This window comes from Shouchella shacheensis, from assembly GCF_001484965.1.
In the GTDB taxonomy this organism is placed as follows: Bacteria; Bacillota; Bacilli; order Bacillales; family Bacillaceae_D; genus Shouchella; species Shouchella shacheensis.
This window is the reverse complement of sequence record NZ_LLYY01000026.1, coordinates 1-16,154: the sequence shown is the minus strand read 5'-3', so window position 1 is coordinate 16,154 and position 16,154 is coordinate 1. Positions and strand designations below refer to the sequence as shown.

Below are 16,154 nucleotides of genomic sequence, written 5' to 3'. Positions count from 1 at the left end.
TATTTTCAGTATATAGCACAAATTTCTAACTGGTCAACCTGCTATTTGTTCCCTCGACGCCATCTCTCAAAAGTTTCAGCAATTTCATCCGTAAGCTGTAATTTTGTCGATTTCTGTCGATTTCGCGTTTTTTGTACGATTTTGTCGATACCCTTTGTCGCAAGCTCAGTGTCAATGAAAAGCTCACGAGCAGACTTACGCAAAGCACCACTGCCGAAAATCAAGGATTGCTCCGCAAAGTCAGATGTGGCCACATGAATGCGACGGTCGATCCGCTTTAAGTCATGAACCAGCTTCTCAATCCGCTCATCAGCCGTTTCTTTCTTCCGTGTATAGATGACATCGACCCGGTGTTGATGGTAGGCCTTTCCAACCCCAGAAACCATGTGCGCATCAAACACGACCTTGACTTCCTCGCCTGTATACGCTGCATATTCAGCCATTAAGTCAACGAGCTTGTCCCTTGCAAGGCTTAAATCTGACTCCTTAAGTGCCTGCAGGGATGGCCATGCACCTATGATGTTGTAGCCATCGACAAGCAAAATATCCTTCATCGCTATTCTCCAGATCTCATGCGTTTGCGGTACACTTCGTACATGAGTAGACTAGCCGCCACAGAAGCATTCAGCGAGGTGACATTCCCGCGCATCGGGATGCTAAGGAGAAAGTCGCACTTCTCTTTTGTTAGCCGGCTCATTCCTTTTCCTTCACTTCCAATGACCAAACCAAGAGGTAAATCAAAGGAAGCCTTGCTATAATCATCGCTCGCCTCGGCATCCGTTCCAGCAAACCAAACGCCCCGCCCTTTTAATTCATCCATCGTCCGTGCAAGGTTCGTCACTCTCACGACAGGAACATACTCAATCGCTCCGGTTGAGGCTTTTGCTACCGTTTGCGTGAGTCCGACCGAACGTCGTTTGGGAATAATAATGCCATGGGCACCGATTGCATCCGCCGTTCTCATAATGGAACCTAAATTGTGCGGGTCCTCAATCTCATCAAGGACAAGAAAGAAGGGGTCCTCTCGTTTTTCTTCGGCTCGCCTGAACAGATCATTGATGGAGGCATACTCATAGGCGGCAACGGAAGCCACGACTCCCTGATGGTTCGCATTACCAACAAGCTGCTCCAGCTTTCGTTTAGGGGCGTTTTGTATAATCACTCCATGTTGTTTAGCGAGCGTAATCAACTTTCCCATTTGCCCCTTCCCAGAGTTGTCAGCAATCCATAGTTTATGAATCGTGTGCCCGGATTTAATCGCCTCTATGACCGGGTTTTTTCCAATAATCATTTCACCCTTCGACTCATTTTTCATGTTGATTCTCTCCTTCAATCTCAAAAGCTCCTTGCATGGCCGCCTCTAGAATCTCATCTAGACGCTCTTCCTTGTCCGTGACATAGAGATAACCTAAGAGTGCTTCAAAGCCTGTTGAGTTTCGATAGGTTGCTACGTCTGTGTTTTTAGGCACGGTATGAGATTTTGCATTACGACCTCGGCGGACCACCGCCAGCTCCTCTTCCCTCAAGAGACCGGCATTTTCAAGGCGGTACAAGATGTTTGCCTGTGCCTTTGCTGAAACGAAAGAGGTTGCTTCCCTATGCAGTCGGTTTGGTCGAACTTTCCCACGAGCGAGCAATTCATAGCGGACGTGCATTTCAAATACTGCGTCCCCCATATAAGCGAGTGCAAGACCGTTTAACTGGCGCCAGTCTGTACTTGAGTTGGCTTTTTTCATCTCACCCTCGCTTCCAGCGAACGCCTTGAGGTGTATCTTCAAGGATAATCTGTTGTTCCTTTAACTCATCGCGAATTTCATCAGCACGTGCAAAATTCCGTCGCCTGCGTGCTTCATTGCGCTCCTCGATCAGTGCGTCTATGTCTTCATCCAGCAATTCCGTTTCTGCACGAAGCGAAATTCCTAGCACGCCTGCGATTTCATCGAACAAGGTGAGAAAGGACTCAAGCACCTGTTTCGACGTTTGCTCTTCGCGCGTGTACCGATTCGCTTCCTTCGCCAAATCAAACAAAACGCTAATACCGTTCGCGCTGTTAAAGTCATCGTCCATCGCTTCGATGAAACGCTTCTTCGTCTCAGCGTTTTGCTCGACCCAGCCTGCCACCTCACCGAGATCGATCGTTTCACTTAACCGATGCTCTAGAGAAGTGACCGCTGTCCGCAGTCGCTCAAGCCCAGCCTTCGCCCCTTCAAGCAATTCATCGCTAAAATTGATCGGCGTCCGGTAATGGGCCGTGAGCATGAAGAACCGCACAACTTCTGGCGAATGCTGTTGAACGATGTCACGTGCAAGCAAGAAGTTTCCGAGGGATTTCGACATTTTCTCGTTGTTTATGTTAACAAAGCCGTTGTGCATCCAATAATTCGCTAGTTTTTTTCCGGTAAGTGCTTCGGATTGAGCAATTTCATTCTCATGATGAGGAAACGTCAAGTCTTTTCCTCCTGCATGAATATCAATCGTTTCCCCTAGATTTTTTTTGATCATCGCTGAACATTCAATATGCCAACCTGGTCGCCCTAATCCCCACGGGCTCTCCCAGGAGATTTCTCCCTCTTTCGCCCCTTTCCAGAGAACAAAATCAAGAGCGTCTTCCTTTCGCTCGTCAACATCCACTCTGGCTCCGCTTCTAAGCTCATCAAGCGGCTGGCCAGAGAGCTTGCCGTAGGTGTCAAACTTGCGCGTTCGGAAATAGACATCTCCACTTGAAGCGTACGCAAACCCTTTTTCCTCGAGCTTTTGAATAAACGAGAGGATCTCTTCCATCGTGTTGGTTACACGCGGGTGGATATCGGCCTCTTTTACATTAAGCGCTTCTGTATCCGAGTGGTAGGCGTCAATAAAGCGCTCGGCGACATCAAACACTCCCTCCCCAAGTTCAGCCGCAACGCGAATGATCTTATCGTCCACGTCTGTAAAGTTGGACACAAACGTTACCTCATAGCCTCTGTACTGCAGGTAACGGCGCACCATGTCATAGACGATCGGTGGTCTAGCATTTCCGATATGGATGTAGTTGTATACCGTTGGTCCACAGAAGTACATGCTTACCTTGCCTTCTTCGATTGGCACAAAAGTTTCTTTTTGTTTCGTTAAACTGTTAAACAGCCGGATCATGGTTCGTTCGTCCCTTCCGCTTTGATTGCCTCGTGCTCTCTACTACATCATAGACAATAGACTAGTCCATGATGCTGCTTTTTCGCAGTTCATCGTATTCCGTTTTTAGCTTCTCTAATTCAGCTTCAAGCTCTTTCAATTTGTCCGCCACCGGGTCTGGCAACCGATCGTGGTCGAGCGAGTGAGCTCGGTCTACTTTCACTCCATTCTGGACAACTATCCGGCCAGGAATTCCAACCACCGTCGAATGGGGTGGAACTTCGTTAAGGACGACGGAACCTGCACCGATACGAGCTTCTTTCCCAATGGTGAAAGAGCCTAATACCTTTGCACCAGAGGCAATAAGGGTTCCGTCTTCAACAGTCGGATGACGTTTTCCTTTTTCCTTTCCTGTTCCTCCGAGCGTGACCCCTTGAAAAATCGTCACGTTGTTGCCAATTTCACACGTCTCTCCAATCACCACGCCCATCCCATGGTCAATAAAGACACGCTGGCCAATCACAGCGCCCGGATGAATTTCGATGCCCGTGAAGAAGCGACTGATTTGTGACAGAAGCCTACCCAGAAAAAAGACCTTTTTCCCCCAGAGCCAGTGAGCGAGACGATGACTCCAAATGGCATGAACCCCTGAGTACGTAAAAATAACCTCAAGCCGGTTTCTTGCCGCTGGGTCTTGATCGAACACGACATCAACGTCGTTCATAAGCGTGCGCCAAATACTCATATGCCCTTCCCTCCCCTCTTTAAACTCTTCATAGACAAAGAAGATTCGGCCGCTTTTTCTCCTAAACGAAAAGAACGCCCCTGCACCCCACTCGGGTACAGAGGCGCATTCCACTGCACGGTTCCACTCTGTCAGATGTAATAACAATCATTACACTCTTTAACGGCTTTTAACGCAGCCAACCGCTTCTCTCTACTAGTCACACGTTCGAGAAAAGACTCCAGGGTGCATGTTCAAATGCGCGTTCTGAAGTGACTTTCAGCCGGGGCCACTCTCTCTGTGCAGGTGCGCGACATCTTACTTTTCCCTTTCGACGCTTTGCCTTTTATGATGGACGAACAGCAGCCTGAAGACGTGTGGAGACCACCGCTTTCCCGAGAAGCTCAATCGTATCGCCAAGCTCTGGGCCATGGGTTTGGCCACTTACAGCCACTCGAATCGGCATAAAGAGCTTCTTGCCCTTTTGCCCTGTCGCCTTCTGTGTCGCTTTAATCGCTTTTTTGATGTCTGCGGCTGTGAACGACTCCACCTCTTCAAGCTCTTTGTCAAATTGCGTTAATACTTCCGATACTTGTTCTTCATTCAAAACCTGAAGTGCTTCTTCATTATACTCAATTTCTCGCTTAAAGAACAATTCCGTGAGCTCCACAATTTCAGCCCCGTAGTGCAACTGTTCTTGGTACAGTCCAATCAGGCGGCGAACCCACTCGAGGCGGTCTTCGTTTAGCTCCTCTGAAACCCGGCCACTTGCCACTAAATGAGGGAGAGCAAGGTCGACGACAGTGTCTAACTCTGCCTGTTTCATATACTGGTTATTCATCCAGGCGAGCTTGTCCGTATCGAAAACCGCAGGTGCTTTGGAGACACGTTCTAAACTAAACTGTTCACTGAGCTCTTGCAGGGAGAATCGTTCTTCCTCGCCAACCGGAGACCACCCAAGAAGCGCGAGAAAGTTCACAATCGCCTCTGGCATATACCCAAGGTCTCTATACTGTTCAACGAATTGGATAATGGACTCGTCCCGCTTGCTCATCTTTTGACGTTCTGCATTCAAAATAAGCGAAGCGTGCGCAAATGTAGGGACTTCCCACCCAAATGCTTCAAATAAAAGCACTTGCCTAGGCGTATTGGAAAGATGCTCTTCCCCCCGGATCACATGGGAGATTTTCATCAGATGGTCATCGATAACGACGGCAAAGTTGTACATCGGCACGCCATCTTTCCGGGCAATGACGAAATCACCGATTCCCTCCGTTTCAAAGGAAACCTCTTCACGAACAGCATCGGCAAATGTCACGGTCTGCCCTTCTGGGACCCGGAAGCGAATCACAGGCTCGATGCCCTTCGCTTCATAAGCCGCTCTCTCTTTTTCCGTTAGATCGCGGTCACGCCCGCTGTACTTCGGCATCTCGCCCCGTACTTTCTGTGCTTCTCGCTCCGCCTCTAGCTCTTCTTCCGTCATGTAACAGTAATAGGCCTTCTTCTCTTCTAAAAGCTGATCAACGTATTTCTTGTAAATATCAATCCGTTCCATCGAACGATACGGGCCGAATTCTCCCTCGGTATCTACACTTTCATCCCACTCGAGGCCAAGCCACTTCAGACTCTCCATCAGTTTCTCTGTCGCTGTCTCCACATTTCGTGCCTGGTCGGTATCTTCAATCCGGAGTACAAAGGTGCCTCCAGTATTTTTGGCAAGCAAATAGTTAAACAGTGCTGAGCGAGCGCCACCTATATGCAAATGACCGGTTGGGCTCGGAGCAAAACGTACGCGTACATCGTTTGCCATCCTGCTATACACTCCCGTCGTCCTCAATTTCTTCATCTATTCTAGCATTAAACCACAAGAACTACAAAAAGGCTACTCTGCCTTCACAAGAAGAAGCACTGCCTGGGCCGCAATTCCTTCACCGCGGCCTGTAAACCCTAGCTTTTCTGTTGTTGTCGCCTTTACCCCTACATTTGCTGCATCAGTCTCCAGCAGTTCGGCAACTTGTGTGCGCATCTCTCCGATGTACGGAGCCATCTTTGGCATTTCTGCCATCACTGTGCAGTCCACATTGCCAATTTTATACCCTGCTTCTTTCACAAGTGACCAGGCTTGACGCAAGAGGTCCTTAGAGTCTGCGTCCTTAAACGCTTCGTCCGTGTCAGGAAAATGCTTGCCAAGATCACCCGCCCCTATGGCGCCAAGCGCTGCATCTGTAATCGTATGAAGCAGCACATCCGCATCCGAGTGGCCTAGCAACCCCTTTTCATAGGGAATCGTCACTCCACCTAGAATCAGCGGCCTCCCCTCCACGAGTCGATGTACATCAAATCCTTGTCCAATCCGAATCATAGTCTCTTAACTCCTTTGTTGTAAAATCGCTTCCGCAAATAAAACATCTTCCTGCGTGGTTAATTTAATATTGGTGTAATCGCTCTGCACAATGGCCACAAGCTTCCCCTGGCGCTCTACCAGACTTGCATCATCCGTTCCTATGATCTTTTCGCTAGCCGCTTCCTCATGCGCCTTACAGATAAGATCCTTTTGGAAAGCCTGTGGGGTTTGTGCCGCCCATAACTTTGAGCGATCAACCGTCTTTTGAATAGTCATTTGCTCTACTTCTTTGACCGTGTCTTTCACTTGTACCGCGGCAATCGCCGCCCCGTGTTCCCTCGCTGCGTCCGCAAGTGCGTGCACCACGCGCTTGCGGACGAACGGCCTTGCTCCATCATGGATGAGGATGATCTCTGCGGCGCTAACCTGCTGCAAGCCGGCATACACGCTGTTCTGTCGCTCCACTCCGCCAATCACAATACGCGTGACCCGCTGTATGGCGTACTCCTTTACAAGAGCCTCCATTTCTCGCTTTTCGGGCTCGCTGACCACGAGAACAATCTCCGCACAGCGCGGGTCGTCGTGAAACGCTCGCAGCGAATGCACGATCAGCGGGGTTCCCGCTAATTTTATGAGTTGCTTATTGTATCCGCACTCCATCCGCTTCCCTTGTCCAGCGGCCAAAACAATGACGCTATAATTCATATGTACTCCCCTTATCCTGCTCTTCATTGCTTCTTATTTTAGCATGATTTTGGGAGTTACACATAGGTAGCCTTCTATTCAAAACAACGTGCTTTTCGTCTGGACGAAAAGCACGTTGTTCACTAGCTGTATACCTTTAGAAAATCCCGCCCGCCCCCACTCGCTCGAGGTTTCTTCACGCCGCTAGATCAAGCCAAGACCGGGCTTGATCCTGCCGTCGCTCCAGAACTTGTCGCTCGTGTGCAGGGCGCCTCCGCTTTTCTTTGTCTAGCTGCGGCGGGTAGAAGCTCGGGATTTTTCAGTCCTGACGCGAAATCCAAAACCAGGATTTCTTGTCAGGCCTTCCAAAATCCTCGCTCCTGTCCAACCCGCCTCCGCTTTTTTTGTCACTGGGCTTTTTCTAAGGACTTGGGCTTGGCAAAGATCATACGTCCGGCGCTTGTTTGCAAAACACTAGTGACAATCACATCAATATGCTTATTGATGTATTCCCTGCCGCCTTCTACAACGATCATGGTGCCATCATCCAAATAGGCGACGCCTTGATGATGTTCCTTCCCGTCCTTAATGACTTGAACATTTAAGTTCTCCCCTGGTAGAACAACGGGTTTGACGGCGTTCGCAAGGTCATTGATGTTTAGTACTTGAACACCTTGAAGGTCACAAACCTTGTTCAGGTTAAAATCGTTGGTGACCACCATCCCGGAAGTTAATTTCGCTAGCTTCACGAGCTTCGAGTCGACTTCCTGAATCTCTTCGAAATCCCCATCGTAAATTTCCACATGAATCGGCAATTCTTTTTGAATCTTATTTAAAATATCTAGACCCCTTCGTCCGCGGTTGCGCTTAAGGGCATCTGAGGAATCTGCAATATGCTGAAGCTCTTCTAGCACAAAGCCCGGAATGACAAGCGTTCCTTCTAGAAACCCGGTTTGACAAACATCAGCAATTCGTCCATCAATAATCACACTTGTATCGAGTATCTTTAGATCCCCTTTTTCCTCTATTGACTCCGTTTCCTCTTTCTTTTTCTCTTTTGTATCCCTTGAGCTATTTCGAACAGACATGAATAGCTGCATTAATTCATCCCTCTTTTTAAACCCTACTTGGAAACCGAGGTATCCAACGAGTATCGTAATAAAAACAGGAAGGATATTGTTCACAACAGGGATCTGCAGACCACTCAGCGGGCTACCCAGCAAGTAGCCAGCAACCAAACCGACAATCAACCCCATAGACCCAGAAAAGACATCTGCGACAGGAGCTTTTACCACCGTTTCCTCTATATATCGAAATGAATTAACAATAAGGTCTGATAACCAAACGGAAACGCCATACAGTACGAGTGCCCCAACCGTGCCTCCAAAATAAGCACTCATCATCCATTGAGGGACATCCAACGAAATCGCCTCAAATAAATCTGGGATATAAACGGAACCAAGGGTCACACCAGCCAAAATGAAAAACAAACGAACAATCCACTTAAGCATTCACACATCCACCTCCTTTTAGGTATTATAGACAAGATCGCAACTCTCAAACCTAGCAAACTGAATTTCCTATAAAAAATACGTTTATAATGACCGAACTTTCTGAAACAGTTTCCTAGTAAGAGGGAGAACCCTCTTAGGTGGCAAAAAACTAAATATGACGATCGACAAACAATTGCTCTTGGATGCGATTGAGTCCATCTTTAATCATCTTGGCACGTGCCTCGCCGATACCTTCTACTTCATCCAGCTGCTCAATGGTCGCGACCATCATACTTGAAAGATGTCCATACTCATCAATTAAATTTTCAATGACCTGTGCTGGCAAGCGGGGAATTCGGTTTAAGACACGGTACCCTCGTGGCGAAAGGGATTGTTCCTGAAGATTCGTGCTTCGTCCATACCCGAGCGCCTTCACAATCGCTTGTTCATCAAGGAGATCTTCGGTTTGCAATGCCGTTAGCTCATCTAATGTCTTGGAAACATCCTGAGACCGATCTTTCACGTAGTCACGTAGTAAATAAAGAGCCTCCTTTTCGGTGTTGGTGACAAGCTCCTTTAGCTGCATCGTAATCAGTCGGCCTTCGTTGCCAAGCTCGTGAATGTAATTCTGAATTTCGCGCTTAATTCTGAGAACCATTTGCACACGATGAATGACTTGCACGACGTCCCCGAATGTAACGAGCTGTTCAAATTCAAGCGCACCTAAATTCGTAATCCCTTGATCAAGTACGGACTTATATTTTTCAAGCGTTTGAATGGCTTGATTGGCTTTCGTTAGAATGACGCCAATATCCTTTAAGGAATACCTATATTCCCCTTGATACAGCGTTATAACGTTTCGACGTTGGGAAATTGATATCGTCAGGTTTCCCGTCTGTTTCGCGACGCGTTCAGCTGAGCGGTGACGAATCCCCGTCTCACTCGATTCGATCCCGTTATTTGGCACAAGCTGCGTGTTGGCATATAAGATTCTCTTTCCATCTTCGCTTAAAATAATGGCCCCGTCCATCTTCGCCAGTTCATATAGATAGGCGGGCGAGAAATCACTATTGATAAAAAATCCGCCGTCTACAATGTTCATCATTTCATTGTTGTAGCCAAGAACAATGAGCCCCCCGGTGTTTGCTCGAAGGACGTTATCAATCCCGGCACGAAGCGGGGTGCCCGGGGCTATGAGCGTTAATAACTGTTGAACAAACATGCCTCGATTCCGTTCTTCCATCGTCTCTACCTCCCTAAAACAACCTCTAGGGCCCTTTCCAAAGTCGGTACCCCAATGACTTCTATCCCTTCTGGCACTCGCCACCCGCCAATGTTCTTTTCTGGAATGATAACTCGTTTAAACCCGAGCTTCACCGCTTCATTCACGCGCTGGTCGATTCGAGAGACACGTCTAATCTCTCCTGTCAACCCGACTTCTCCAATGGCAACGTCCATCGCTTCGGTTGGCTGATTGCGAAAGCTCGAAGCAATGCTCAGCGCGATCGCCAAGTCAATCGCTGGTTCATCGAGCTTCACTCCGCCTGCCACTTTAAGGTACGCGTCCTGATTTTGCAGAAGCATGCCGACGCGCTTCTCAAGCACAGCCATTAGAAGCGACACACGGTTGTGGTCAAGCCCAGTTGCCATTCGTCTAGGATTTCCAAAACCCATGGGAGAAATCAACGCTTGAAGCTCCACAAGAACAGGCCGCGTCCCTTCCATCGACGCTACCACCACAGACCCTGACGCTCCCTGCGAACGTTCTTCCAAGAAGATTTCCGAAGGGTTCAACACCTCTTCAAGCCCGAGCTCCTTCATTTCAAAGATCCCCATTTCGTTGGTTGAACCAAAACGGTTTTTAACAGCTCGCAAGATCCGGTACGTATGATGGCGCTCCCCTTCAAAATAAAGCACGGAATCCACCATATGCTCAAGCATTTTCGGTCCCGCTATCGAACCTTGCTTTGTCACATGCCCAACAATGAAAATAGCCATCCCACGTGTTTTCGCAAGTCTCATGAAAAGCGATGTACACTCTCGAACTTGCGCAACGCTGCCTGGAGCAGATGTGATCTCTTCTTGGTACACGGTTTGGATCGAGTCGATGACGACCAGCGTAGGGCTTACCTCGTCTATGGCGCGCTCAATCAATGCGACGTCCGTCTCTGCAAGTACATACAAATCTTCGGAGGCTAGCTCAAGACGGTCCGCCCTTAGCTTGGTTTGCTTCACGGATTCCTCACCAGAAATGTAAAGGACACGCTCTTTCGTCTTCGCTAGTTTTGCCGAAAGCTGCAAAAGTAGCGTTGACTTCCCAATTCCAGGGTCGCCCCCTACAAGGACAAGCGATCCAGGTACAATACCGCCACCCAGCACACGATTCAATTCTGGCATCGTCGTGCTTATGCGGGGCTCCTGCTCACTGACAATGGACGTGATCGCTTGCGGCTTCGAGACCGTTTCTCCAGAAGTGACAAAGCTTCGGCTTTTCTGCGCCGTCTTTTGCTGCAATTCTTCGACCATCGTATTCCAGCTTTGGCAGCCAGGACATTTCCCCATCCACTTCGCTGATTCATACCCACACTCTTGACAGACAAATTTCGACTTATGTTTCGACATGCCTTTCTCCTCTACGTATTTCTATTTCTAGTGTATCAAAAAAGAGGAACCCGCGCTTGAAATCACTTTTAGAAAAAACCGGCGGATTATGTAAATCCCCCGGTTTTTGTTTCTACACTTTTGCGTTCTCTTTTGCTTGAACGGCAAGCTCTCCATCTTCCAAATAAATTACTGCTTTTTGTCCTTTGACAATGGTTCCAGCTAAGAGTTCCTCTGACAAACGGTCCTCGACCTCTTTTTGCAAGGCGCGACGGAGAGGACGCGCCCCGTACTCAGGGTCATACCCAATATCGGTGATCTTATCCTTCGCTTCCTCGGTCAACTCAAATTCAATGCCTTGTTCTGATAACCTTGCCTTAAGCTGATCTGCCATCATGGTAATAATTTCCCGCACATGTTTTTTCTCAAGCGCGTGGAAGACTACAATTTCGTCAATGCGGTTTAAAAACTCCGGACGGAAGCTATTTTTCAGCTCTGACATCACACGATCTTTCATGTCTTTGTACTCCTGGTCTTCCGATTCAATCGTAAACCCAAGGTACTTGTTGCGACGAAGCTGGGAAGCACCAACATTGGACGTCATAATTACAGCAGTGTTGCGGAAATCGACGGTTCTCCCCTTCGAATCGGTCAAGTGACCGTCTTCCAATACTTGCAACAGTAAGTTGAACACATCAGGGTGAGCCTTTTCAATTTCATCAAATAGAATCACCGAATACGGTTTACGGCGAATTTTCTCCGTTAACTGTCCGCCCTCTTCATGCCCCACATAACCTGGAGGGGAACCCACGAGGCGGCTCGTCGCATGTTTCTCCATGTACTCGGACATGTCAATGCGAATAACGGAATCCTCATCCCCAAACAATGTCTCAGCAACAGCGCGAGCAAGCTCCGTCTTCCCTACACCGGTTGGACCTAAGAAGATAAACGAACCAATCGGGCGTTTAGGATCTTTCAACCCAGCACGCGCGCGGCGTACGGCTTTGGAAATCGATTTAACGGCTTCCTCCTGACCGACCACGCGTTCATGAAGAATAGATTCCATCCGCAAAAGACGCTCCGTCTCCTCCTCTGCTAGTTTAGAAACGGGTATTCCTGTCCAGAGCGCGACGACTTGAGCAATATCTTCAACGACGACCTCGGTGTTTTCTTGGCCCTGCTTTTTCTTCCACTCGTTCTTCATTTCTTCAAGCTCTTCACGTAGGCGCTGCTCTGAATCTCTAAGCGAAGCTGCTTTTTCAAACTCCTGACTTTGCACAGATGCGTCTTTTTCTTTGCGCGTTTCCTCTAGTCTCGACTCCAGCTCTTTCAGATTTGGCGGAGCCGTATACGAACGCAAACGCACTTTTGAAGCAGCTTCATCAATAAGATCAATCGCCTTATCAGGAAGGAACCGATCAGAAATGTACCGATCCGATAGTTTGACCGATTCTTCAATCGCCTCATCGGTAATGGTCACACGGTGATGCGCTTCGTAGCGATCACGCAACCCTTTTAAAATCAGCATGGACTCTTCAAGCGTTGGCTCATCGACTTGAATGGGTTGGAAACGACGTTCCAAAGCGGCATCTTTCTCAATATATTTGCGGTACTCATCCAATGTTGTTGCTCCAATGCACTGAAGCTCTCCACGAGCAAGGGAAGGTTTCAAAATGTTTGAAGCATCAATTGCGCCTTCTGCACCGCCTGCGCCGATCAGTGTATGAAGCTCATCAATAAAGAGAATGACGTTGCCCGCTTGGCGAATTTCATCCATCACCTTTTTCAAGCGATCCTCAAATTCCCCACGGTATTTCGTCCCTGCTACAACCGTTCCCATATCAAGGGTCATGACGCGCTTGTTGCGAAGCGTCTCTGGGACCTCATTCGCGATGATCGACTGTGCAAGCCCTTCAGCAATCGCCGTTTTCCCAACACCGGGCTCCCCAATGAGCACAGGGTTGTTCTTCGTTCTTCTGCTTAAAATCTGAATGACGCGCTCAATTTCTTTGCTACGGCCAATGACTGGATCAAGCGTTTCCTCTCGAGCAATAGCGGTTAAATCTCGAGCCAAGCTATCAAGCGTTGGCGTATTCGCATTGGACATCGAACCACTCGACTGTGAGGAACTCCCGCCTTCGTTGCTCCCAAGCAGTTGAAGCACTTGCTGACGCGCTTTATTTAAGCTAACCCCTAGATTATTCAAGACACGAGCGGCTACGCCTTCTCCCTCTCTTATAAGGCCTAGAAGAATATGCTCTGTGCCGACATAGGAATGACCGAGTTTACGCGCTTCGTCCATAGAAAGTTCGATCACTTTCTTGGCACGCGGCGTATAGTGTGGGGTTGAATGTATGCTTTTTTTTCCCTCTTGACCCTTGCCTACAAGAGCCTCTACTTCCTTCTGTAACTTCTCCGAACCAAGCCCTAACTGTTGCAGCGCTTTGGCCGCAATCCCTTCTCCTTCACGAATAAGACCAAGGAGAATATGCTCTGTGCCAATATTATGATGGCTTAATCGAATGGCTTCTTCCTGTGAAAGGGCAAGTACCTTCTGCGCTCTTTCTGTAAAACGTCCAAACATCATGTTTGCCCACCTCCATAGTAATCAGTCTGCTGGTTTTTCTTCTTCCATGTTAAGCCGTTCTCGAATTAAGGTGGCCCTTCGTTCGTCTCTTTGCTCAGGGGTAAGAACAGAATTGGCATAGTGCTGCAGGAACCCAGGCTGCGTTAAGATGGTCAGCTCATTGAGAATCTTTCCGGAGACATTCTCAATAAACCCAAGATCAATCCCAAGCCTAACATCTGAGAGCCGGCGTGTCGCTTCCTTCGATTCGATAATGCGGCTATACGCCAATATGCCGTACGATCGTTTCACCCTATCCTCAAGCTTCAAACTGGAATTTTCCATCAGCGCTTCCCTTGCTCCACGTTCTTGACGAATCAGCTGACCTGCGACATCCTGGAGATCATTGACAATGTCTTGTTCCGACTTTCCAAGCGTCATTTGATTCGAGATTTGAAACAGGTTTCCTAAAGCTTCGCTGCCTTCCCCATAAATTCCTCTAACAACAAGCCCTAATTGATTAATTGCTGGCAAAATTCTTCCTAACTGTTTGGTGATGGCTAGCGCTGGCAAGTGCATCATCACAGAGGCACGAATCCCCGTCCCTACGTTTGTTGGACAGCTTGTTAAGTATCCGTGTTTTTCGTCAAACGCATAGGTGACATGTTCTTCAATCCAATCATCGACGGAACTGGCGGCGTGCAACGCCTGCTCTAACTCAAATCCTGGAAACAAGCATTGGATGCGGAGATGGTCTTCTTCGTTAATCATAATGCTCATGGATTCATCTTCGCTCAGCAACACTGTTCCATACTTCGAGCGCTCCGCTAAGTGGGGACTAATAAGATGCTTCTCCACCAGAATGCGCTTGTCGTTGGTCTTCATTTCATCCATCTTCAGATGCTCTATAGCCCCGAACACGCTGTGATCATCCGTTTGCAGGACTTCACTCACATAGTTAGCCACAGCGTAAGACTCTTCTGTAGACGCTAGTAGCGGAAACGTATAGTCTTTAAGGTTCCTCGCTAATCTTATTCGGCTACTTAGCACGATATCCGAATTCTCCCCGTCCTTTTTCATCCAGGGACTAATCGCGTCTTGCAAAAACCGGTCTGAACTCAAAGGGGCTCACTCCTCCTCTCCAGCCTGCTCAGGTGGATTCTTTAACTCTTTAATTTGATCCCTCAGCTCCGCAGCATCCTCAAATTCCTCACGTTCCACATGGATCTTTAGCTGATCACGAAGCTTCTGAATTTCTTTTTCAACTTGAATGGTTTTGCCAATTCTCTTTGGGATTTTTCCGTAATGCGTGTCGTTCCCTGCATGCACTCGTCTGAAAATCGGGTCAAGTTTATTTCCAAAGGTGGTATAACACTCTGCACACCCAAAGCGACCTACTCTTTGAAACTTTTCATACGTCATTCCGCATTTTTGACATTCTTTTTCCTTCTGTTGTTTCCTTCCTTCCGAAGGCTCATTTGCCTCCAAATTAAACAATCCGGAGAATAGATGATGAATGGAGAAACTATCTGAACCGGGAATCGATTCGCCTTTACTTCGTGCACATTGCTCGCACACATGCATTTCCGTTTTCTCTCCATTAATGATTTTAGTGAAATGGAGCGTTGCTTGCCGCTTTTGGCACTCTTTACACAACATGACGATTCACCTCACTCCCTCTATTACCGATTCTCTTTATACTTAAGCGTCTGGAGCATCGCTTTTAGCAAGTTTGCACGAATTTCATCTCGATGGGGGACCGTCGCTTTAAAATGGGACCGATCTAGAGCACTGATCATCAAATTTGCTTCTCTTTTGGTAATGGCCTGCTCTTCAAACAGTCGAATAACAATGTTTTCTGCTGTCTGCTGGTCAATTTTTAAACCGACAAGATGGGACATTTGTTCAAAAAGCGTTACATCATCATGGGATTCGACTTTCATGATCCGAATATAGCCACCTCCGCCTCGTTTGCTTTCAACGATATAGCCTTTTTCGAGTGTAAATCGCGTACTAATGACATAATTAATTTGTGAGGGGACACATTGAAACTGTTTTGCAAGCTCACTTCGCTTTATCTCGAGCAACTCTTTGCCACTCCGCGTCAGTGTTGTTTTCAAATACTGTTCAATGAGATCCGTTATATTTCGCACCTAGCCCACCTCCTTCTTGCTGCAACTGACTTTGACTATCTTTGACTAAATTCAATTTTATTATACCCACTTTTAAGGAAATGTTCAACTAACAACACTCTCTTCTCTAATTATGACCCGGATTCATTTTTAATAGACCTCATTGAAGGTGTTGCTGCGGCTTTCTAGGAAGATATACGCGTAAGTTCAAATGAGGATCGGCTGCTTTTGTCTATCCTTGTTGTACCTGTTGCGGAAGAAAAATGTGTCTATGTATGACAAGCCTTGATGAGGCAAGGGCGTGAATGAATTACAAAAAACCCCACCTATAAAGGTGAGGTATTGTCTAGCTGCGGCGGGTAGAAGCGTCGAGATTTTTCGCCCCGATAACGAAATCCAAGACCGGAATTTCGTTTATCAGGTCTCCAACATTCGCGCTTCTGTTCGACTCGCCTGCGCTTTTCTACTGCCCGGCAACGTTCTACTCTCGCAGGGGGAA

16 protein-coding genes and 1 other annotated feature are annotated in these 16,154 nt (G+C 47.8%); of the genes, 1 reads left to right on the top strand and 15 read right to left on the bottom strand.

Annotation, left to right across the window (positions count from 1 at the left end; translation table 11 throughout):
* Positions 1 to 41 precede the first annotated feature (41 nt).
* The 15 genes from AVZ68_RS15190 to AVZ68_RS15120 all read right to left on the bottom strand — a co-directional run bounded on the left by AVZ68_RS15190 (position 42) and on the right by AVZ68_RS15120 (position 15,676).
* Complete coding sequence (locus AVZ68_RS15190) at positions 42 to 554, bottom strand: NYN domain-containing protein (protein ID WP_059105421.1); 513 nt, start codon at positions 552 to 554, stop codon at positions 42 to 44.
* Positions 555 to 556: 2 nt separating this feature from the next.
* Entirely contained in the window at positions 557 to 1,315 is a 759-nt protein-coding gene (gene rlmB / locus AVZ68_RS15185) for a 23S rRNA (guanosine(2251)-2'-O)-methyltransferase RlmB (protein ID WP_059105420.1), read from the bottom strand.
* Positions 1,305 to 1,736 (bottom strand): Mini-ribonuclease 3, encoded by a 432-nt coding sequence (locus AVZ68_RS15180; RefSeq protein ID WP_059105419.1) that lies wholly within the window; start codon positions 1,734 to 1,736, stop codon positions 1,305 to 1,307. The genes rlmB and AVZ68_RS15180 overlap by 11 nt, the downstream gene beginning before the upstream one ends.
* A 1-nt stretch (position 1,737) precedes the next feature.
* Complete coding sequence (gene cysS, locus AVZ68_RS15175; protein ID WP_059105418.1) at positions 1,738 to 3,132, bottom strand: cysteine--tRNA ligase; 1,395 nt, start codon at positions 3,130 to 3,132, stop codon at positions 1,738 to 1,740.
* A gap of 61 nt (positions 3,133 to 3,193) precedes the next feature.
* On the bottom strand, positions 3,194 to 3,850 hold the full coding sequence (gene cysE, locus AVZ68_RS15170; RefSeq protein WP_059105480.1) for a serine O-acetyltransferase: 657 nt from the start codon (positions 3,848 to 3,850) through the stop codon (positions 3,194 to 3,196).
* 102 nt (positions 3,851 to 3,952) lie between these two features.
* Positions 3,953 to 4,179 (bottom strand) — a binding site (T-box leader).
* 2 nt (positions 4,180 to 4,181) lie between these two features.
* Positions 4,182 to 5,645 (bottom strand): glutamate--tRNA ligase, encoded by a 1,464-nt coding sequence (gene gltX / locus AVZ68_RS15165; RefSeq protein ID WP_059105417.1) that lies wholly within the window; start codon positions 5,643 to 5,645, stop codon positions 4,182 to 4,184.
* Between the two features lie 72 nt (positions 5,646 to 5,717).
* Complete coding sequence (ispF, locus tag AVZ68_RS15160) at positions 5,718 to 6,197, bottom strand: 2-C-methyl-D-erythritol 2,4-cyclodiphosphate synthase (RefSeq protein ID WP_157404682.1); 480 nt, start codon at positions 6,195 to 6,197, stop codon at positions 5,718 to 5,720.
* Positions 6,198 to 6,203: 6 nt separating this feature from the next.
* Complete coding sequence (gene ispD / locus AVZ68_RS15155) at positions 6,204 to 6,884, bottom strand: 2-C-methyl-D-erythritol 4-phosphate cytidylyltransferase (protein ID WP_059105416.1); 681 nt, start codon at positions 6,882 to 6,884, stop codon at positions 6,204 to 6,206.
* Positions 6,885 to 7,270: 386 nt separating this feature from the next.
* Complete coding sequence (locus AVZ68_RS15150; RefSeq protein ID WP_059105415.1) at positions 7,271 to 8,374, bottom strand: PIN/TRAM domain-containing protein; 1,104 nt, start codon at positions 8,372 to 8,374, stop codon at positions 7,271 to 7,273.
* Positions 8,375 to 8,525: 151 nt separating this feature from the next.
* Complete coding sequence (disA, locus tag AVZ68_RS15145) at positions 8,526 to 9,599, bottom strand: DNA integrity scanning diadenylate cyclase DisA (protein ID WP_059105414.1); 1,074 nt, start codon at positions 9,597 to 9,599, stop codon at positions 8,526 to 8,528.
* Between the two features lie 5 nt (positions 9,600 to 9,604).
* Entirely contained in the window at positions 9,605 to 10,978 is a 1,374-nt protein-coding gene (gene radA, locus AVZ68_RS15140) for a DNA repair protein RadA (protein WP_059105413.1), read from the bottom strand.
* A gap of 112 nt (positions 10,979 to 11,090) precedes the next feature.
* Positions 11,091 to 13,544 (bottom strand): ATP-dependent protease ATP-binding subunit ClpC, encoded by a 2,454-nt coding sequence (gene clpC / locus AVZ68_RS15135; protein WP_059105412.1) that lies wholly within the window; start codon positions 13,542 to 13,544, stop codon positions 11,091 to 11,093.
* A 21-nt stretch (positions 13,545 to 13,565) separates the two neighbouring features.
* Complete coding sequence (gene mcsB / locus AVZ68_RS15130) at positions 13,566 to 14,645, bottom strand: protein-arginine kinase McsB (RefSeq protein WP_059105411.1); 1,080 nt, start codon at positions 14,643 to 14,645, stop codon at positions 13,566 to 13,568.
* Between the two features lie 6 nt (positions 14,646 to 14,651).
* A complete protein-coding gene (gene mcsA / locus AVZ68_RS15125) occupies positions 14,652 to 15,182 on the bottom strand; it encodes a protein-arginine kinase activator protein McsA (RefSeq protein WP_059105410.1) in 531 nt (176 codons plus the stop codon).
* Positions 15,183 to 15,205: 23 nt separating this feature from the next.
* Positions 15,206 to 15,676, bottom strand: coding sequence for a CtsR family transcriptional regulator (locus AVZ68_RS15120; protein ID WP_059105409.1), 471 nt, complete (start codon positions 15,674 to 15,676; stop codon positions 15,206 to 15,208).
* A 280-nt stretch (positions 15,677 to 15,956) separates the two neighbouring features.
* On the opposite strand from AVZ68_RS15120, the gene AVZ68_RS20605 reads away from it, so the two are divergent.
* Positions 15,957 to 16,154: hypothetical protein (locus AVZ68_RS20605; RefSeq protein ID WP_218970850.1), on the top strand; the 198-nt coding region annotated here is incomplete at its 3' end.